This window comes from Streptomyces sp. NPDC102490, assembly GCF_044765285.1.
Taxonomy (GTDB): Bacteria; Actinomycetota; Actinomycetes; order Streptomycetales; family Streptomycetaceae; genus Streptomyces.
This window is the reverse complement of the sequence record NZ_JBIWJU010000002.1, coordinates 616434-634728: the sequence shown is the minus strand read 5'-3', so window position 1 is coordinate 634728 and position 18295 is coordinate 616434. Positions and strand designations below refer to the sequence as shown.

At 72.2% G+C, this 18295-nt stretch carries 21 protein-coding genes; 5 read left to right on the top strand and 16 right to left on the bottom strand.

The window, feature by feature from the left end; translation table 11 throughout:
* Positions 1–135: 135 nt before the first annotated feature.
* The 5 genes from ACIRGB_RS06335 to ACIRGB_RS06315 form a co-directional block, all read right to left on the bottom strand.
* Positions 136–432 carry a helix-turn-helix domain-containing protein gene (locus ACIRGB_RS06335; RefSeq protein ID WP_241965443.1) on the bottom strand — a complete coding sequence of 99 codons (297 nt, stop codon included), beginning with the start codon at positions 430–432 and terminating at the stop codon, positions 136–138.
* Positions 433–531: 99 nt separating this feature from the next.
* On the bottom strand, positions 532–1290 hold the full coding sequence (locus ACIRGB_RS06330; RefSeq protein ID WP_403859155.1) for a class I SAM-dependent methyltransferase: 759 nt from the start codon (positions 1288–1290) through the stop codon (positions 532–534).
* A 296-nt stretch (positions 1291–1586) separates the two neighbouring features.
* The gene (locus ACIRGB_RS06325; protein ID WP_403859153.1) at positions 1587–3071 is read right to left on the bottom strand and encodes a phytoene desaturase family protein; all 1485 of its coding nucleotides are present in this window, start codon (positions 3069–3071) and stop codon (positions 1587–1589) included.
* Positions 3068–4906 (bottom strand): ABC transporter ATP-binding protein, encoded by a 1839-nt coding sequence (locus ACIRGB_RS06320; RefSeq protein WP_403859151.1) that lies wholly within the window; start codon positions 4904–4906, stop codon positions 3068–3070. The genes ACIRGB_RS06325 and ACIRGB_RS06320 overlap by 4 nt, the downstream gene beginning before the upstream one ends.
* Before the next feature lie 259 nt (positions 4907–5165).
* On the bottom strand, positions 5166–5927 hold the full coding sequence (locus ACIRGB_RS06315; protein WP_403859149.1) for a MerR family transcriptional regulator: 762 nt from the start codon (positions 5925–5927) through the stop codon (positions 5166–5168).
* A 119-nt stretch (positions 5928–6046) separates the two neighbouring features.
* On the opposite strand from ACIRGB_RS06315, the gene ACIRGB_RS06310 reads away from it, so the two are divergent.
* Positions 6047–7474, top strand: coding sequence for a glutamate decarboxylase (locus ACIRGB_RS06310; RefSeq protein ID WP_403859147.1), 1428 nt, complete (start codon positions 6047–6049; stop codon positions 7472–7474).
* Positions 7475–7657: 183 nt separating this feature from the next.
* Here the strand turns inward: ACIRGB_RS06310 and ACIRGB_RS06305 are convergent, their stop codons facing one another.
* From ACIRGB_RS06305 to ACIRGB_RS06285, 5 genes are all read right to left on the bottom strand, one after another.
* A complete protein-coding gene (locus tag ACIRGB_RS06305) occupies positions 7658–8416 on the bottom strand; it encodes an ABC transporter permease (protein WP_403859328.1) in 759 nt (252 codons plus the stop codon).
* Between the two features lie 29 nt (positions 8417–8445).
* Positions 8446–9387: an ATP-binding cassette domain-containing protein gene (locus ACIRGB_RS06300; protein WP_403859145.1), complete on the bottom strand. Its 942-nt coding sequence runs from the start codon at positions 9385–9387 to the stop codon at positions 8446–8448.
* An 85-nt stretch (positions 9388–9472) separates the two neighbouring features.
* Positions 9473–10114, bottom strand: a complete 642-nt coding sequence (locus tag ACIRGB_RS06295) for a PadR family transcriptional regulator (protein WP_403859143.1) — start codon at positions 10112–10114, stop codon at positions 9473–9475.
* A gap of 31 nt (positions 10115–10145) precedes the next feature.
* Positions 10146–11606 carry an aldehyde dehydrogenase family protein gene (locus ACIRGB_RS06290; RefSeq protein ID WP_403859141.1) on the bottom strand — a complete coding sequence of 487 codons (1461 nt, stop codon included), beginning with the start codon at positions 11604–11606 and terminating at the stop codon, positions 10146–10148.
* A gap of 75 nt (positions 11607–11681) precedes the next feature.
* A complete protein-coding gene (locus tag ACIRGB_RS06285) occupies positions 11682–12506 on the bottom strand; it encodes a helix-turn-helix domain-containing protein (protein WP_403859326.1) in 825 nt (274 codons plus the stop codon).
* Positions 12507–12884: 378 nt separating this feature from the next.
* Between ACIRGB_RS06285 and ACIRGB_RS06280 the strand changes: the two genes are divergently transcribed.
* On the top strand, positions 12885–13349 hold the full coding sequence (locus tag ACIRGB_RS06280) for an ATP-binding protein (protein WP_403859139.1): 465 nt from the start codon (positions 12885–12887) through the stop codon (positions 13347–13349).
* Between the two features lie 45 nt (positions 13350–13394).
* On the opposite strand, the gene ACIRGB_RS06275 is transcribed toward ACIRGB_RS06280, so the two are convergent.
* From ACIRGB_RS06275 to rpmG, 5 genes are all read right to left on the bottom strand, one after another.
* Positions 13395–13646: a DUF397 domain-containing protein gene (locus ACIRGB_RS06275; RefSeq protein ID WP_059301673.1), complete on the bottom strand. Its 252-nt coding sequence runs from the start codon at positions 13644–13646 to the stop codon at positions 13395–13397.
* A 313-nt stretch (positions 13647–13959) separates the two neighbouring features.
* The gene (rpsR, locus tag ACIRGB_RS06270) at positions 13960–14199 is read right to left on the bottom strand and encodes a 30S ribosomal protein S18 (protein WP_403859137.1); all 240 of its coding nucleotides are present in this window, start codon (positions 14197–14199) and stop codon (positions 13960–13962) included.
* 4 nt (positions 14200–14203) lie between these two features.
* On the bottom strand, positions 14204–15394 hold the full coding sequence (locus ACIRGB_RS06265) for a CobW family GTP-binding protein (protein WP_403859135.1): 1191 nt from the start codon (positions 15392–15394) through the stop codon (positions 14204–14206).
* Positions 15391–15645: a type B 50S ribosomal protein L31 gene (locus tag ACIRGB_RS06260; RefSeq protein WP_403859133.1), complete on the bottom strand. Its 255-nt coding sequence runs from the start codon at positions 15643–15645 to the stop codon at positions 15391–15393. Before ACIRGB_RS06260 ends, ACIRGB_RS06265 begins: the two co-directional genes overlap by 4 nt.
* Positions 15646–15650: 5 nt before the next feature.
* Positions 15651–15815, bottom strand: a complete 165-nt coding sequence (gene rpmG, locus ACIRGB_RS06255; protein WP_007451968.1) for a 50S ribosomal protein L33 — start codon at positions 15813–15815, stop codon at positions 15651–15653.
* Positions 15816–15887: 72 nt separating this feature from the next.
* On the opposite strand from rpmG, the gene rpmB reads away from it, so the two are divergent.
* From rpmB to ACIRGB_RS06240, 3 genes are all read left to right on the top strand, one after another.
* A complete protein-coding gene (gene rpmB, locus ACIRGB_RS06250) occupies positions 15888–16124 on the top strand; it encodes a 50S ribosomal protein L28 (RefSeq protein WP_403859131.1) in 237 nt (78 codons plus the stop codon).
* Positions 16124–16429: a 30S ribosomal protein S14 gene (gene rpsN, locus ACIRGB_RS06245; protein ID WP_403859129.1), complete on the top strand. Its 306-nt coding sequence runs from the start codon at positions 16124–16126 to the stop codon at positions 16427–16429. Before rpmB ends, rpsN begins: the two co-directional genes overlap by 1 nt.
* A gap of 187 nt (positions 16430–16616) precedes the next feature.
* Positions 16617–17105 carry a hypothetical protein gene (locus ACIRGB_RS06240; protein ID WP_403859324.1) on the top strand — a complete coding sequence of 163 codons (489 nt, stop codon included), beginning with the start codon at positions 16617–16619 and terminating at the stop codon, positions 17103–17105.
* Between the two features lie 38 nt (positions 17106–17143).
* Here the strand turns inward: ACIRGB_RS06240 and ACIRGB_RS06235 are convergent, their stop codons facing one another.
* On the bottom strand, positions 17144–18286 hold the full coding sequence (locus ACIRGB_RS06235; protein WP_403859127.1) for a DUF2786 domain-containing protein: 1143 nt from the start codon (positions 18284–18286) through the stop codon (positions 17144–17146).
* Between the last annotated feature and the right edge of the window lie 9 nt (positions 18287–18295).

Genomic DNA, 18295 nt, shown 5'->3' with positions numbered 1-18295 from the left:
CACCGGTCAGAAGGCTGGTGCCGGCCAGTCCGATCAGGCCGGCGGCAAACTGGCGTTCCAAAGACGCCACATTCCCTCCCCCGTGATGTGAAGTGACTGTCTGCCCGGAAGGCTAACAGCCGATTCCGGAATCAATTAACGCGTTAGTTGACCAGGCACCCGGGCCGTTCTGCCACGAGGCTGCGGCGGCCGCAACGCCGGGGCTCGGCCGTACTTCCGCAGCTCCATGTAGAGCTCGCCTATCGTCGCCTTCAACATGGCATTTTCTTTGGCCAGTTCAGCCATGCGGGACGCTTCCTCGGTGTCCCTTCCGCTTTCACCGGCCAGCCCGTTGCGGCCGCCCTCAATAAACTGTCTGCGCCAATTGGAGACTGATTGCTCGGACACCCCCGCTTCCCGCGCGGCTTCCGCCGCCGTCAGTTCGCCACTCATCACCCTGACCATCAGGCCGAGTTTCTTTTCTGTCGGAAGTACTGGCGGACGCCCCAATTTGAAACCCCTCCTAAGCCGACCGGGCCTTGCGTACAGCGTTCAGGGCTTGACGTAGCTGCACAGGAAGAGCGGTGCGTCCTCGCTGTAGGGCGTGCCGTCCCAGCGCGACATCCGGGCTTCCGGTTCCAGTCCGGCCGCGCGGGCGTAGCCGTCGACGTCGTCCGGCGTGGTCAGGCGGGTGAGTTCGTTGCCCACCCGGGTGGTCCCGTCGCTCTGGTAGAGGATGTGCGAGCACTGCCACAGGCCGCCGTCGAGCAGGGTGGAGTGCGTCTGCACCCCCGTCCCCGGCTCGGGGTAGGGGACGAAGTAGGTGGTGCGGGACCGGCCCTCGTGCAGGCGCAGGATCGCCGGCTTGTTGTGCGTCTCGATCACCAGCCGACCGCCGCTGACCAGCAGGTCGGCCGCGCGCCGCACGGCCCGCCGCTGGTCCTCGGCGGTCGTCAGGCAGGAGAGGGTCGCGCACACGCAGTACACCAGCCCGTACCGGGCCGGCGAGGTGTAGGTGCGGATGTCCCCGTGCACCGGGGTGACGTCCGCGCCCTCCTTCAGCTTGACGCGCAGCGCGTCGAGCATCTCCGGAGAGCTGTCCACACCGGTGACCGGGCCGACTTCGCGGGAGAGCGGGATCGCGATCCGTCCGGTTCCCACACCGAATTCCAGGGTGCCGGACTCGGGATCGGGATGGCGGTCACGCAGACCTTTCACGGCCTCGCGGGTGACTCTGTCGTCCGGGATCAAACGGTCGTACCAGCCCTCGAACTGCCGGCCGTACCCTATATCGTCAACGCCGTCTTCCATTTGTTCCCCCTCATGCTGTCCCCACTGCGGAACCGGTGAGAGCGCCATGAAGCCGGGGGTCGGGAACCGGCCAGGACGTAAAACGCCGGCGGGTCGGTCGCAAAAAACGCGCAACCGGCCGTACGACTGGTCGAACGCCGTACGGTAACGCCCCAACGGAAGCCTGTGGGGAGACCTCGTTGCTTCACCGTACCAAATACGGAGTGACCACTTCTATGGAGATCGGTCGCCGATTCCCCCACCACTCGGGCCACTGCCGGGACTTGTCCGGGCGTCAGGTCGCGCGAGCCCCTTCATTACGCGGGACGAGCGAATGCGCGTGGCACCGGACCGGGCGCCAAGTCGGGTGCGTCACATATCCCGAATCGATGTCTGAGCGCGGAAAGGGCCGCCAGGTAACCCGACATTCCGTGCACACTGGGCCCGGGTGGAGTGGCCGAGGAGCACAGGAACACGCCGGGCAGCGGGGTGCGGTAGGGATCGAGGCGCGGCACGGGGCGCGCGAGGCTCTGACGGAGCGTCATGGCGCCCGAACCGATGTCCCCGCCGACGTAGTTGGGGTTGTACGCCTCGTAGGCGGCGGCGGGTACGGACCGGTGCGCGACGATCGTGTCCCCGAACCCGGGGGCGTAGCGCTCGATGCCGGCCCGGACCAGGTCGTAGGGGTCGGTGGGGTCGCCGTTCGGCACGTGCGCGTACGCCCACAGCGGACGTTTGCCGGGCAGGGCCCGGCCGGGGTCGGCCACCACCGGGTCCACCACCAGGACGAAGGGCTTGCCGGTGCGCACCCCGCGGGCGTTCGCCGTCTCCTGCCGCACCACCTCGGCGTACGTGCCGCCCAGGTGCACCGTCGCGGCGCGGCCCACCTCGGGGGCGGCCCAGGGGACCGGGTCGGACACCAGGAAGTCGACCTTGGCGGCGCCCGGGCCGTACCGGAACCGTTGCAGGGCGCGCCGGTAGGCGCGGGGCAGCCGGTCGCCCGTGAGGGCCAGCAGCCCCTTGGGACTGGTGTCGAGCAGCACGGCCCGGGCACCGCCCAGTTCCGCCAGGTCCGTCACGTGGTGCCCGGTGTGGAAGACCCCGCCGTGCGCCGTGATGTCCTCGGCCAGCGCCTGGGCGATCCGGCCGCTGCCACCGCGCGGCACCGGCCACCCCGTGCCGTGGGCGAGGTGGCCCAGCAGCATGGCCACCGCCGACGACGCCAGGCTCGGCAGCCTGCCGACCGCGTGGGCGGCGACGCCCGCGAGCAGGGCCGGGGCCTCCTGCCCCCGGAAGGCGCGGACGCCCAGACCGCTGCCGTGCGCCGCGACCCGGCCGGCCAGCAGCAGGGCGGCGGCGGGGTCCCGGGGCATCGAGCGCTGCCCGGACAGGACGAGGTCGACGACCGCTTCGCTGCGCTCCAGCAGCGGGCTCATCAGCCGGTGCCAGGCGGTTCCGTCGGCTCCCAGGCGCGCGCAGGTCTCGGCGAGCGAGCGGTGGGCGAGGCCGGCGCGTCCGCCGTCCAGCGGATGGGCGTAGCCGATCTCCGGCTGCATCAGCTCGACCCCGCGGGCCGCCAGGTCGAACGTGCGGAAGAACGGCGACGCGGCGGCCATGGGGTGGACGGCGGAACAGATGTCGTGCACGACGCCGGAGTCGAAGAGGGGGGCGGTGCGCAGCCCTCCCCCGATCGTGTCGGCCGCCTCGTGGAGTTCGACCCGCAGTCCGGCTCGGGCGAGGACCACGCCGGCCGCGAGGCCGTTGGGTCCGGTGCCCACGATGGCGACGTCCGTTGCGGTCACCGGTACTCCTCGCTCGTGACGGGCCGAAGCCGCAGGGTGTGGTCGGCCGGCCGGGGTCCGGCGTTCAGCTGGGACCCGGCCAGGCGGCGGTAGAGCGCGTCGTGCGCCATCAGTTCGTGGTGCACTCCGGTGGCCCGGACCCGGCCCTCTTCCAGCACCACGATGCCGTCGGCGTCGATCACCGTGGAGATCCGGTGGGCGATGGCGATGACGGCGCACCGCCGGGAGACCTGGCGCAGCACGGCGCGGAAGTCCCGTTCCGAGTCGGAGTCGAGGTTGGACGTGGCCTCGTCGAGCAGCATGACCGCGGGCCGCTGGAGCAGCGTGCGGGCGATGCACAGGCGCTGGCGCTGGCCCCCGGACAGTCCGCTGCCCTGGTCGCCCAGCTCGGTGTCGAGGCCGCGCGGGAGCCGGGCGATCACCGAGGTGAGGCCGGCCAGCTCCACCGCTTCCCGGACGGCGGCGTCGTCGGCGTCCGGGCTGGCGTAGGTCAGGTTCTCCCGGACGGTGCCGCGCAGGGTCGCGCTGTCCTGCTGCACGTAGCCCACCAGGGTGCGGACCGTGTCGAGGGGGAGCGCGCCGATGTCCCGTCCGCCGAGCCGGACCTGGCCGCCGTCCGCCGCGTGGAACCGTTCGATGAGCTGGAACAGGGTGGTCTTGCCCGCCCCCGAGGGTCCGACCACCGCCGTCAGCCCCCGGGCCGGGACCCGGAACGAGACCCCGTCGAGCACCCGCGTGGGCTCCGCCTCCCGCCCGCGGCGGTAGCCGAAGCGGACGTCGCGGAACTCGATCGCCGGTTCGTCCGGGGGGAGCCGTGCGGGGAGGGCGGCGGGCGGCGGGCCGGGGTCCTCCTGGGGCAGCCGGGCGAGCTCGTCCACCCGCTGGACGGCGGCCCTTCCCTGGACGAACTGGCCCACCCCCATGAAGAACATCACCAGCGGCGAGACCAGTTGGAACAGGTACATGATGAAGGTGGTCAGGCTCGCCATGTCCATCTCGCCCCGGGCCACCCAGGACATACCCACGCCCACGACCACGGCCAGGGCGCCCTGGGTGCCGATGTTCATGGACGGCATCAACAGGGCGTTGTAGGCGCTGACGCGCACGCCCGAACGGCGGGTCCGCTCGGCCAGTCCCCCGATGCGGGCGGCCTCCCGGGACTCGGCCCGGGACGCCTTCACCGTGGGCAGCGCGGCCAGCACCCGCTGCACGTCGGCGGCGAAGGCGCCGGTGTCGTCGCGGTTCTCCAGGGCGACCCTGCGCAGTCTGCGGGCGAGCACGACGGAGGCGATGCTGGCGGTTCCCAGGCAGCTGAGGGTGATGACCATCAGCCAGAAGTCGATGAGGAACATCAGCACGACTCCGCCGACGACCGTCGCGCCGCTGACGATCAGCTGGGCGAGGCTCTGCGAGAGGGCGATCCGCACCAGTGAGGTGTCGGTGACCGTGCGGGTGAGGATGTCTCCCTGGGGCTGCCGTGCGAATGCGGTGAGGTCGGCCCGCAGCAGCCGTCCCACGAGGAGGCGGCGGACGTCGAGGACGATGTCCTCCCCGGCCCGCCCGATGGTGTAGGCCTGGAGCGCCGAGAGGAGCGCGCCGGCGCAGAAGAGGCCGACGAGCGCGGCGGCGGGCGGGGCCATGGGGGTGCCGCGTCCCGCAGCCTCGATCAGCTTGCCGATGGCCCAGGGCTGAGCGAGCGAGGCGGCCACGCCCAGCAGGCCGAGCAGCACCCCGGTGAGCAGCAGCCGGGAGTGCTGTCTGCTGACGCTCGCGACCGACCCCGTGCCCTGTGCGGCCCCGGCTCCCGGGCTCGCCTCTCCCCTGTGGCTCAGCACATGCGCTCCCCCCGCATTGCCGACGGTCACGGTGCACGTGCCGTGCCGGGTGGACAGCCCTGCCGCACGAGCCCGTCGTCAAGGCGACCGAACGTAACACGCAGGCCAGGGCTCAAGTTAGGGGTAAATTGACCGCTCGGCGCCGGTCGCCCGCCTGCCTGAAGCCGTGGGCCGCGCGGGAGGAAAGTAACGGCTCCTCCCGCCGCCGACGGGTCACCGGGACGGCGGCCCACCCCCTCGGCCGCCGTCCCGGTGGGCGTCACCCCCGGTGCCGGCGGGCGTTCGCGAGGATCGCGTCGCGCATGTAGGCGGCGAGGCCCGGCTTGGCGGCGTCGATGTTGCGCGTGAACCGTTCGTCCGACACGTACATCTCGCCCAGGCAGGTGTGCATCTCGTACCCGCAGTCGTAGTGGTTGCGGACGATGCCCTGCCGGTGGTCCTCGGCCGCGTCCATGGCCCCCTCGGAGTCGGCGGGCTCGCCCGCCTCCATCAGGGCGACGAAGCGCCGGGTGAGTTCGTCGGCCTCGTCCTGGATGCGCTGCCAGTCCTCCTTGGTGTACGAGGCGGTCTTCTCCTTGGACTGGCGGTAGGCGTCGGTGTCGCCCCAGCGCTCCTGGACCTCCTCCTCGTACTGGTCGGGGTCGAAGTCGCCGAAGACCTCGAACTTCTCCTCGGGCGTGAGGTTGATGCCCATGCTGCGTGCCTCCATGGCCTGCTCCACGGCCGCCGCCATCTTCCGCAGCTTCTCGATCCGGGCGGTCAGCAGGTCGTGCTGGCGGCGCAGGTGCGCGCGCGGGTCCGCGGCCGGGTCGTCGAGCAGGGCGGCGACCTCGTCGAGCGGGAAGCCCAGCTCCCGGTAGAACAGGATCTGCTGCAACCGGTCGAGGTCGGCGTCGCTGTAGCGCCGGTGGCCCGCGTGGCTGCGCTCGCTGGGTACGAGCAGGCCGATGTCGTCGTAGTGGTGCAGCGTGCGCACCGTCACTCCGGCGAAGCCGGCCACCTGTCCCACGGAGTAGCTCACTTCCGCTCCCTTCTCTGACGCCCTCCACGCTGCCTCCTCACGTGACGTGAGGTGCAAGCCCGGGCCCGCCGGTACGGCCCCGGGTGCGGGGTCCGGGGCCCCGGCCTACCGTCGGTTGCATGTCACTGCACAAGGGTCCCCGCCCGCCCCACGACGACGACCGCGACCGGCGCCGGCTCGCCGTGAACCCCTTCCACGCGGCGGCGAACCCGCTCGGCGGCATGACCGAGGCCCCGCCCACCCACCGGCTGCCGGACTCCCCGCTGCCGCCGGAGAGCGCGTACCGGCTGGTCCACGACGAGCTGATGCTGGACGGCAACGCCCGGCTGAACCTGGCCACCTTCGTCACCACCTGGATGGAGCCGCAGGCCGGGGTGCTGATGAGCGAGTGCCGGGACAAGAACATGATCGACAAGGACGAGTACCCGCGCACCGCCGAGCTGGAGCGGCGCTGCGTGGCGATGCTCGCCGACCTGTGGCACGCGCCCGACCCGGAGGCGGCCGTGGGCTGCTCGACGACCGGGTCGAGCGAGGCGTGCATGCTGGCCGGGATGGCGCTGAAGCGGCGCTGGGCGCTGCGCAACGCCGACCGGTACCCGGCGAGGGACGTGCGGCCCAATCTGGTGATGGGCGTGAACGTGCAGGTCTGCTGGGACAAGTTCTGCACCTTCTGGGAGGTGGAGGCCCGGCAGGTCCCGATGGAGGGCGACCGCTTCCACCTGGACCCGCAAGCCGCCGCCGAGCTGTGCGACGAGAACACCATCGGCGTCGTCGGCATCCTCGGCTCCACCTTCGACGGTTCCTACGAGCCGATCGCCGACCTGTGCGCCGCCCTGGACGCCCTCCAGGAGCGGACCGGGCTCGACGTGCCGGTGCACGTCGACGGGGCCTCCGGCGGCATGGTCGCGCCCTTCCTCGACGAGGACCTGGTGTGGGACTTCCGGCTGCCGCGGGTCGCCTCGATCAACACCTCGGGGCACAAGTACGGGCTGGTCTATCCCGGGGTGGGCTGGGCGCTGTGGCGGGACGCGCGGGCGCTTCCGGAGGAGCTGGTGTTCCGGGTCAACTACCTGGGCGGCGACATGCCGACCTTCGCGCTGAACTTCTCCCGGCCCGGCGCGCAGGTGGTCGCGCAGTACTACACGTTCCTGCGGCTGGGCCGCGAGGGCTACCGGGCCGTGCAGCAGGCCGCGCGGGACATCGCGGGCTCGATCGCCGACCGGGTGGCGGCGCTGGGCGACTTCCGGCTGCTCACGCGCGGCGACCAGCTGCCCGTGTTCGCCTTCACCACGGCCGACGACGTGCGCGCGTACGACGTCTTCGACGTGTCCCGGCGGCTGCGCGAGGGCGGCTGGCTGGTGCCGGCGTACACCTTCCCGCCGCACCGCGAGGACCTCTCCGTGCTGCGGGTGGTGTGCCGCAACGGCTTCTCGGCGGACATGGCGGACCTGCTCCTGGAGGACCTGGAGCGGCTGCTGCCGGAGCTGCGCCGCCAGCCGCACCCGCTGACTCGGGACAAGGGAGCGGCGACCGGGTTCCACCACTGACCTCCCGGCACTCACCCCGGCGCCCCGTCGGCCCGGGCCGCCGTGGGAGCCCGCTTCGGGCTGCGCGCGCGGGACGGCCAGGAGCGAGGCGACACGGTCCAGGTCGTCGGACGGTGCCACCCGACGACCGGTGAGGCGAGCGCGCTCCCGTCCACGCGCCTCAGGGCACCGCGCCTCGGCGCATCACCGGCTCAGCCGGGCGAACCTCGCCACCGCCAGGGGGAAGAACACCGCGAGCAGCGCCAGCGGCCAGGCGACGGCCGCCCAGACGTGGCCGGGCTCGCCGCCGGGGCCGCCGAAGAGGTCGCGGACGGCCGTGGCGGTCTGGGACATCGGGTTCCACTGGACGGCCGTGCCCAGCCAGCCGGGCATGGAGCCGGGCGTGGCGAAGGCGTTGGACAGGAAGCCGACCGGCCAGACCAGGATCTGCACCGCCTGCACCAGCTCGGGCTTCCCGGCCACCAGGGCCAGGAAGATGCCGATCCAGAGCATGGCGAAGCGGAAGAGCAGGAGCAGCCCCACCGCGCCCAGGAAGGCACCCGGGCCGCCGTGGGCGCGCCAGCCCAGCGCGTACCCGACGCCGGTCAGTACGGCGAGGCCGAGCGCCGACTGGAGCATGTCGGCGGCGGAACGGCCCACCAGGACCGCCCCGTTGGCCATGGGCAGGGAGCGGAAGCGGTCGACGACGCCCTTGTTGAGGTCCTGGGTGACGGCGATCATGGTGCCCTCCAGACCGAAGGCCATGGTGAGGGCCAGCATGCCGGGGACCAGGTAGTCGACGTACTCGCCGCTCACGCCCCGGCCGCCGCCGACCAGGTAGCCGAACATCAGCAGCAGCATGACCGGGAAGACCAGGTTGACGACGACCGTCACCGGCTGCCGTCCCCAACGGGCCAGCTCACGGCGGGTCATGGTCCAGGAGTCGGACAGGGCGTGGGCCATGGGGGTGGTGGGGGCGAGGGTGCTCGTACTCACGCGGTCTCCTTCGTGCGGTCGGTGAGGTGCAGGAACACCTCGTCCAGAGTCGGCCGGCGCAGCGCCACGTCCTCGGCCTCGATCCCGGCCTCCTCCAGCGCCCGTACGACGCCGGAGAGCGCCGCCATCCGGTCGGTGACCGGGGCGCTGAGCAGCCGCCGGTCGGGGTCGACGCGGACGCCGGTGAGCGGCAGCAGGGCCACCGCGGCGCCCAATTGACCGACGTCGCGCAGGACGACGTCGACGCGGTCGCCGCCGGTGGCGGCCTTGAGTTCGTCCGCCGTGCCGTCGGCGACGACCCGTCCCGCGTCGACGACCGAGATGCGGTCGGCGAGCTGGTCGGCCTCTTCCAGGTACTGGGTGGTGAGCAGGACCGTCGTACCGGCGCCGACCAGGGAGCGGACCGAGTCCCACACCTCGGCGCGGCCGCGCGGGTCGAGGCCGGTGGTCGGTTCGTCCAGGAAGAGGACCTCCGGGTCGGTGATGAGGGACGCGGCCAGGTCCAGGCGGCGCCGCATGCCTCCGCTGTAAGCGCTGACCGGCTTGCGTCCGGTGTCGGTGAGGCCGAAGCGCGCGAGCAGTTCGCCGGCCCGCGCGCGGGCCCGCCGGGCGCCCAGGTGGTGGAGGCGGCCGAACATCTCCAGGTTCTGCCGGCCGCCCAGTTCCTCGTCGAGCGCCGCGTGCTGGCCGAGCAGGCCGATGCGCAGCCGTACCGCGTACGCCTCGGCGACGACGTCGTGCCCCGCCACCTCGACGCGGCCCGCGTCGGGCCGCAGCAGCGTGGACAGGATCCGGACCAGGGTGGTCTTGCCCGCTCCGTTCGGGCCCAGTACGCCGTGCACCGTGCCGCGCGTGACGGTCAGATCGAGCCCGTCCAGTGCGTCCTTGCCGCCGTACCGCTTGCGTGCGCCTTCGACGGTGATCGCCGTGTCGGCCACTGCCACTCCCCCTTCGACCCAGGCTAGCCAAATTTGACTAGCGGCTCACGAAGGTATGCCCTCCCACCCTCTTAGTCAAACTTGATTAGCGAGCGTCCCCGTAGTGCGGCCGCCCCGCCGCGAAGGGGTTCTCCTCGCCCTCCGCCAGCACCCCGACGAACGGCTCGCCCTCGCCGGCGAAGGTGTACGCGCCACCCCGGACGCGGGCGATGAGGCCGCGGGTCCACTCGGCGCCCGAGTCGGCCGAGTGCACCCAGTAGTTCATGATCTCGCCGATGTGCCCGTACTGGCCGGGCCCCTCCGCGGGCAGGTAGTACTCGGTGACGGCGGCCCGCCACTCCTCGATCTTCCGCACCCGCTCCTCCAGGAGCGCGAGGGCCTCCTCGCGCGGGAGGTCGACCATGAAGCCGAGCGCCGCGGTGAGCACGTCCGGCCGCTGGTCGTAGGCGGTGAGGTAGTCGCGGAGCAGGGTGAGGTACTCCTCGGTGCCCTGCTCCGTGATCTCGTACTCCACCCGCGGCGGCCCTCCCGCCGTGGACGGCGCGATCTCGTGCGCGAGGAGCAGTCCCTGCTTCGCCATCTGCTTCAGCGCGTGGTAGATCGAACCGGGCTTGGCGTTGGACCACTCGTGCGCGCCCCAGTACTCCAGGTCGTTGCGCACCTGGTAGCCGTGGGCCCGCCCGTGCTGGCGGACGGCGCCGAGCACGAGGAGACGGATCGCTGACATGGGTCCAGATTAGGGCCCGTGCGAGGCGGGGTCAGAACGGGAACCCGCTCCGCCCGTGCTGCACCGAGATCCACTTCTGCGTGGTGAAGGCGTCCAGCATGGTGTCGCCGTTGAGGCGGCCGATGCCGGAGTGCTTCTCGCCGCCGAAGGGCACGATCGGCTCGTCGTGCACGGTCCCGTCGTTCACGTGGAACATGCCGGTGTCGATCCGCTTGGCGAAGGCGACCCCGCGCTCGACGTCCCCGGTGTGCACGGCGCCGCTCAGCCCGTACGGCGTGTCGTTGACGAGGCGTACGGCCTCCTCCTCGCCGTCGAAGGGGACGAGGAAGGCGACCGGGCCGAAGACCTCCTGCCGCAGCAGCGCGGAGTCGGCGGGCAGACCGGTCAGGACACAGGGCTCGACCAGGTTGTCGGTGACCGAGCCGCGCACCAGGGCGGTGGCGCCCTCGGCGAGGGCCTGCTCGACGACGCCGGTGACCGCCTCCGCCTGCGAGGAGTTGATCACCGGGCCGATGACGGTCGCCGGGTCGCGCGGGTCGCCGGTCTTGAGGGTCTTCACCTTGGCGACGAACTTCTCGGTGAACTCGTCGGCCACCGCGCGGTCGACCAGCACGCGGTTGGCGGCCATGCAGACCTGGCCCTGGTGGACGTAGCGGCTGAAGACGGCGGCGTCGACCGCGTAGTCGACGTCGGCGTCGTCCAGGACCACCAGCGCGCTGTTGCCGCCCAGTTCCAGGATCGAGCGCTTGAAGTGCGCGGCGCAGACCGTGGCCACGTGGCGGCCCACCTTGTCGGAGCCGGTGAAGGAGATGACCTTCGGGACCGGGTGCTCCAGGAAGGCGTCGCCGATCTCCGCTATGTCGGTGACGACGACGTTGAGCAGGCCGCCCGGCAGTCCCGCGTCCCCGAGGATCTTCGCGACCAGGGTGCCGCCGACGATCGGCGTGTTCTGGTGCGGCTTGAGGACGACGCCGTTGCCCAGGGCGAGGGCCGGGGCGACCGACTTCAGGGAGAGCAGGAAGGGGAAGTTGAAGGGGCTGATGACGCCCACGACGCCGACCGGCACCCGGTAGACGCGGTTCTCCTTGCCGTCGACCGGCGAGGGGATGATCCGGCCCTCGGGGCGCAGCGCCAGGTGGACCGCCTCGCGCAGGAACTCCTTGGCGAGGTGCAGCTCGAAGGCGGCCTTCAGACGGGTGCCGCCCAGCTCGGCGATGATCGCCTCGCTGATCTCCGCCTCGCGCTCCTCCACCAGCCGCAGGGCCTTCTCGAACACCGCGCGGCGCGCGTACGGGTTCGTCGCGGCCCACTGCTTCTGCGCGCGCTCGGCGGCCCGGTAGGCGGCGTCGACCTCGTCGACGGTGGCTATCGTGATCGAGGCCAGCTTCTCGTTGTCGTACGGGTTGAAGTCGATGATGTCCCAGGAGCCGGTGCCCGGACGCCACTCGCCGTCGATGTACTGCTGGGCGAGGTCGGTGAAGTACGACGACATGTGTTCCCTCAATCCCCTCAACTGCCGCAGCCGCCGCGAGCGAGCCGCCTGATTGAGCGTCATCGTACTTACGTTTTACGAGAGTTGAAGGAGACCCCGCAGAAGGTCCCGGCTCTCGTCCGGCCCCGGGCTGTCCTGCTGGAGTTCCTTCAGCGCCGTCTCGTACTGGGTGACGTCCTCCTGCTTGTCCAGGTACAGCGCGCTGGTGAGCTGCTCCAGGTAGACGACGTCCGAGAGGTCGGACTCGGGGAAGCTGAGGAGCGTGAACGCGCCACTCTCGCCGGAGTGGCCGCCGAAGCCGAACGGCATGATCTGGAGGCGCACATTGGGGCGTTCGGAGACCTCGATCAGGTGCTGGAGCTGCCCGCGCATCACCTCGCGGTCGCCGTACGGGCGGCGCAGGGCGGCCTCGTCGAGCACGATGTGGAACTCGGCGGCGGTCTCCGCGACCAGCCGCTTCTGCCGCTCCAGGCGCAGCGCCACCCGCCGCTCGACGTCCGCCTCGCCGGCGCCCTTCATGCCGCGCCGGACGACCGCGCGGGCGTACTCCTCGGTCTGCAACAGGCCGTGCACGAACTGCACCTCGTAGGCCCGGATCAGCGAGGCGGCGCCCTCAAGGCCCACGTAGGTGGGGAACCAGCTGGGCAGCACGTCGGAGTAACTGTGCCACCAGCCCGCGACGTTGGCCTCCTTGGCCAGGGAGAGCAGGGAGGCGCGCTCCTGCTCGTCCGTGATGCCGTAGAGCGTCAGCAGGTCCTCGACGTCCCTCGTCTTGAAGCTCACCCGGCCCAGCTCCATCCGGCTGATCTTCGACTCGGAGGCGCGGATCGAGTAGCCCGCGGCCTCCCGCGTGATCCCCCGCGTCTCACGCAGTCGCCTGAGTTGTGATCCGAGCAGCATGCGCCGCACCACCGATCCGGGCTCTCCCGCGCTCACGTTCGCCAGCCTCCCCAACCGTCTTCAGGGGCCGCAGTCTGCCACTAAAACACTCCGAGCAGTACTCGTCCGGTTACGGAAACGGAATCGAGCCAAAGGAATCGTGCAGGACCCTGCACGGGGTGGGACAGAACCGGCCGCCCGACGAGATGAAGGGGAGGCGAAGATGACGGAAAAATTGACCAACAAGCGGTACGGGCAGGACTATTTCGGTCACGTGCACGTGCATCTGCCCTTGCATCTGAGGTACGCATCCGAAACCATGGTCCCCGCACCACCGCGCCGCATCGCTACGACCGCGAACTCCCGGGAGTGCCTCGCATGGGGACGAATGGATCGACCATGCTCGAGCCGTTACGGCAGGGCCTTCCGCCACTCGACCCCGCAGCCGTGTCCAGCGCCGCCTCCTGCGCCCTGCCGCCCCGTTTCGAAGCGGTGCGCGAGGCCCGGCGGTTCACCCGCAGAACGCTCGACGGCTGGGACACCGGCGACCGCTTCGACGACATCTGCCTGGTGGTCTCGGAACTCGTCACCAACGCCCTGCGCCACGGCCTGCCCGCGGGCCTCCCGCGCCACGACGAGCGGCACGGTCCGGTACGGCTGCATCTGATGCGCTGGACCGAGCGGCTGGTGTGCGCGGTGCGCGACCCCAGCCACGACAGCCCGGTGGCCCGCGAGACGGACGACTTCTCGGCGGAGTCGGGCCGCGGCCTGTTCCTCGTCGACTCCTTCAGCGACAGCTGGGGCTGGCACCCGCTCGCCGGAACCCTCAACGGCAAGGTGGTCTGGGCGCTGTTCCGCGTCTAGGCACCACCCGGTCGGTTGGGCGGGCGGGCCGGGACCGGCTTGCGATCAGCTCGCGATCAGGTGGTCGAACTCGCCGTCCTTGATGCCCAGCAGCATGGCCTCGATCTCGGCACGCGTGTAGACCAGCGCGGGACCGTCGGGGAAGCGGGAGTTGCGCACCGCCACCGCGCCGTCGGGCAGGCGCGCGAACTCCACGCACGATCCCTGCGAGTTGCTGCGCCGGCTCTTCTGCCAGGCCGCGTCGTGCAACTGCGTGGCGGCCATGCCGTTGTACACGTCGTACACGTCGTGGTCCACAGGTCGCTCCCCGGTGTGCACTGGCTGATGTGGCCATTGATGCAGTGGTCAACTGATCCGGATCATAACCCTGTTCACGTGCGGATGCATGAGCAAATGCACGTGCACGCGCGGTGTTCCCGCGGTTACAGCTGTGACGACCGCTTTACCGAGCCCTGCCCTCTACGACGCCGGGACCCGGGAAGTCGTTCCCGCATGTGCCCCCGAATTCGAAGAATATGCAACAACTTGCGACACCACCGGGTCCCGCCCGGCGCGTTCGTGGCGGGCGGGACCCGGTGGTGTCGGCGGTGCGCGAGGTGCGGCGGGCGGCTCAGCGCGTGCCGTACGGCAGCAGCGCCATCTCGCGGGCGTTCTTGATCGCCCTGGCCAGCTGCCGCTGCTGCTGGGACGTCACGCGGGTGACGCGGCGGCTGCGGATCTTGCCGCGGTCGGAGAGAAACCTGCGCAGCAGCTCGGTGTCCTTGTAATCGACGTACGTCACTCCCGCCTGGTCCAGCGGATTGGGCCGTTGCCGGGCGGGCGTGCGGTCGTCCTTGCGGGGTCGGGGCATGGGGTCAGACCTCCAGGAGGGTGTCGAAGGCGGGCGGCAGCCGGTCCCAGGCGGCCTGCCCCGCGGCGTACTCGGCGTCGGTCAGCAGGCAGGACTCCAGGAGCCGTTCCAGACCGTCGCGGTCGAGGCCGGGGGAGGTGAAGACCAGGTGCTGGCAGCGGTCACCGTGCTCGGGGTGCCAGTCCAGCGCGGCGGCGGCGCGGCGCACGGGCGGCACCAGGTCCCAGGCGGCGTCGGGGAGCGAGGCGAGCCACGGTCCCGCGCTCTCCACGCACAGGGCACCGCCCGCGGCGTCCCAGTGCAGCAGCGTGTCCCCCTTGCCGGCGAGCCAGAACCGCCCCCGGCTGCGGGCCGCGGCGCAGGTCAGGTCCTCCAGCGCCGCGTACAGCCGCTCCGGGTGGAAGGGGCGGCGGCGATGCCAGACCAGGGTGGCGACGCCGTGCGCGTCGGCCTCCGCGGGCAGCAGGGCGCAGGCCGGGTGCTGGGCCGCGGCCGCGGCCTCCACGTCGAACCCGGCGAGGGCGGCCCGCGCCAGCTCCGGGCCCGCGGGTGGTGCGCCCGCCGGGTTCCCGTGGCCGATCGGGACCCGGCGGGCCGTCGGGTGCAGCTGGGCCAGCAGCTCGTGGTCCTCGTCGTCGGCCTCCGGCGAGCCGGGGAGGGACTCGGCGAGGGCGAGGACGGAGGCGTACTCCAGCTGCCGCGCGAAGGTGTCGGCGACGGTGCGCCGGTCGGTGGCCGCGGCGGCGAGACCGCCGTCGGCGAGGTCGTCGCCGTTGCCGAGGTACGGCAGCACCAGGGCGGGGTCGACGGCGGTGACCACGCCGGTGACGGTGAAACCGCCGGCCGTCACCACCTCCGCCATCGCCTTGGGCTCGACGGAGTCCCACAGCTCGACGACCGCCAGCGGCACGCCTCCGGCCTGGGCGAGCCGGACCAGCTCGGGCACGAGGTCCTCGCGCAGCGCGCAGCACGCGCAGTCGTTGACCAGGGGCGCCTCACCGGCGGAGCGGAGGCCGGTGGCGTCCCGCACGGTCCGGACCACCGTGCCCGCGGCGGCCGTCGCCAGGTCGTGGTGGAGGACGACGCCGCCGGGCACGTCCGCGAGCAGCCGGGCCACGGCCGCCCTGCGCGCGTCGGCGTGCAGCCCGCCGACGATCACCACCGGCGGTTCGGGGAAGCGGCCCGGCCCGCTCATGCCTCCTCCTGCTTCCCGTACCGGCGCTCGAAGCGCTCCACGCGTCCGGCGGTGTCCAGGACGCGGGCGGTGCCGGTGTAGAAGGGGTGGCTGACGTGCGAGATCTCGACGTCGACGACCGGGTAGGTGCGGCCGTCCTCCCACTCGATCGTGCGCTCGCTCGTCATGGTGGAGCGGGTGAGGAAGGCGTAGTCCGCGGCCCGGTCGCGGAAGACGACGGGGCGGTACTCGGGGTGGATGCCCTTGCGCACGGCGCTCAGCGCTCCTCTCGGAAGTCGACGTGGCGGCCGGCCATCGGGTCGTACTTGCGCAGGACCAGCCGGTCCGGGTCGTTGCGGCGGTTCTTGCGGGTGACGTAGGTGTAGCCGGTCCCGGCGGTGGACCGGAGCTTGATGACCGGACGGAGTTCGTTGCGTGCCATGCTGCTATCTTACTGAAAATGAATTCCATTAACAGCTAGGGCCCGTCCGGTCCGGAGGAGAGGTACGTCACCGTGTCCGCCCACTGCATGCTGACCGGGGCCCGGCCCGGTTTCGGCAACCGCGTCTCCCACTCCCACCGGCGCACCTCGCGCCGCTTCGACCCCAACATCCAGACCAAGCGGTACTGGCTGCCGAGCGAGAACCGGCACGTGCGGCTGCGGCTGAGCACGAAGGGGATCAGGACGGTCGACTCGATCGGCGTCGAGGCGGCCGTGGCGCGCATCCGCGCCCGGGGAGTGAGGATCTGATGGCGAAGAAGAGCAAGATCGCGAAGAACGAGCAGCGGCGGGCGGTCGTCGCGCGCTACGCCGCGCGGCGGGCCGAGCTGAAGGAGATCGTCCGCCGGCCCTCGTCCACGGAGGCCGAACGGCTCGCCGCCCAGCGGGAACTGCGCCGGCAGCCGCGCGACGCGAGCCCCACGCGGGTGCGCAACCGCGATCAGGTGGACGGGCGCCCGCGCGGATACTTCCGGGTCTTCGGGCTCTCCCGGGTGAATCTGCGCGAGCAGGCGCATGCCGGACATCTTCCCGGGGTGCGCACGTCCTCCTGGTAGCTTGCGGCTGTTCGGGGCCGAACGGCCGTCCGGCTACAGCTTGGAGCTTCCGGTGACGTGGGCGACTGCGGAGAACACGGCGAGCACGGAGAACGCGGCACGTACGGTGCGGGCCGCGGGTACGGCGACCGTGCCGCGCGGGGGTGAGCCGCACGGCGGGGGCTCGGGCCGTCGGGCGCGCCGGTCCGTGCGGGCCGTGGCGCTGGGCCTCGGGCTGGCGGGCGCGCTGGCCCTGACCGCGTGCACCGACGACGGGGGCTCCGACGACGGCTCGGGCGGCGGCACGTCCTCGGCGGCGCCCGGCGCGTCCGCGAGCACGGACCCGGGCGGCACCGGTGGATCGCCGTCCGCCGGTGCCGCGGGCGAGCTGGAGGGCAGCTGGCTGGCGACCGCCGACGGCCAGGCCGTCGCCCTGATGGTCACCGGCGACAAGGCGGCCCTGTTCGCCACCGGCGGGACCGTGTGCAGCGGTACGGCGGGCGACACCTCCGGCACCCGGACGATCCGCCTCAAGTGCACCGGCGGCAGCGACGACCGGTCGACCGGCAAGGTCGCCTCGGTCGACGCCACCTCGCTCACGGTGGCCTGGGAGGGCGGCCTCGGCGAGGAGACGTACACCAAGTCGGAGGGCGGTTCCCTGCCGCCGGGCCTGCCGACCACCGGCATCGGTTCCTGAGCGGGGAGCGGGGCCGGACGGTCGGCGCCGGCCCGGCCTCAGCCCCGGTTCAGCGGCCGGTGGCGGCCGACCCGGGCCGCGTCGGCCGCCCGGGTGCCCTCCGTCCAGCCGGCCGCGTCCGCGGCGCCGCGCAGGCGGGTCGTGGTCGTCTCCGGGAACATGCGCTCCATGCGGTCGGTGACCGCGACCTCGCGGGAGGCGAGCACCGGTAGCAGGTCCGCGTCCGCCGCCGCCCCCGTGGCCGCTTCCGCGGCGGCCCGCAGCCTGGTGCCCGCGCGGTGGGCGTAGGCGGCGAGGAACGACTGCCGGAAGGACTTGGTGCGCTTGCGCCCGCCGGCCCGCTGCCCGGCCTCCGCCTTCGTCATCGCGGCCTCGGCCTGCACCAGCAGGGAGGTGTAGAGGAGCTCCACCGCCTCCAGGTCGGCCTCGAAGCCGACGACGGTGGAGAAGCCGAAGGGCTCGTTCCACACCGCCCGGCAGTGGTTGGCGTCGGACACCGCGTCCAGCAGTACCGCCTTGGCCTGCTCGTAGGGAGGCTCCACCCCGATCCGGCAGGCGCCCGGGGTGTCGGGCGAGGGCGCGTGCGCGGCCAGCAGCGCCTCGTCGACGCTGTGCCGGGCCATCAGCTCCTGTGCCTTCGCGCTCAGCGCCTCCGCCTCCTCGGGGTACCCGGTCGCCTCGGCCTTGGCGAGCAGCGCGCGGATGCGGGCCAGAGCCCGGGACTCCGGCCGGCTCTCCCGGTCCCGACGCGGCGCCTGACCGCCCTCCAGGGACTCCAGGCCGGGCAGCCGCACCAGCAGGCGGTACAGCTCCAGTACGGCGGTGGCGTGCGAGAAGCGGTCGGTGCGGGGCGGCGCCGTACCGTCCGCGTCCGGCAGGTCGTCGAGCTGCGCGGCCCAGCGGGGGCCGCGCGCACGGTCGTGCGGCGCCTGGGCGCGGATCAGTTCGGCCACCAGCCGTACGTGCGTGTCGTCCAGTTCGCGCCGCACGATCCGTACCAGGTCGGCGGGCTGCCAGCCGCGCCGCCAGGCCGTGGCCACGAACTCCTCGCCGCGCCGGGCCAGTTCCGCGTCCGCCGCCGGATCGGCCGCGAGCAGCGAGGCGGCGCCGTCGAGGGCGGCGTCGGCGGTGTCGTACAGGGCGGTCTCGAAGGCACGGTCGACGGTGCGGGACGTACTCACCCGGCGATG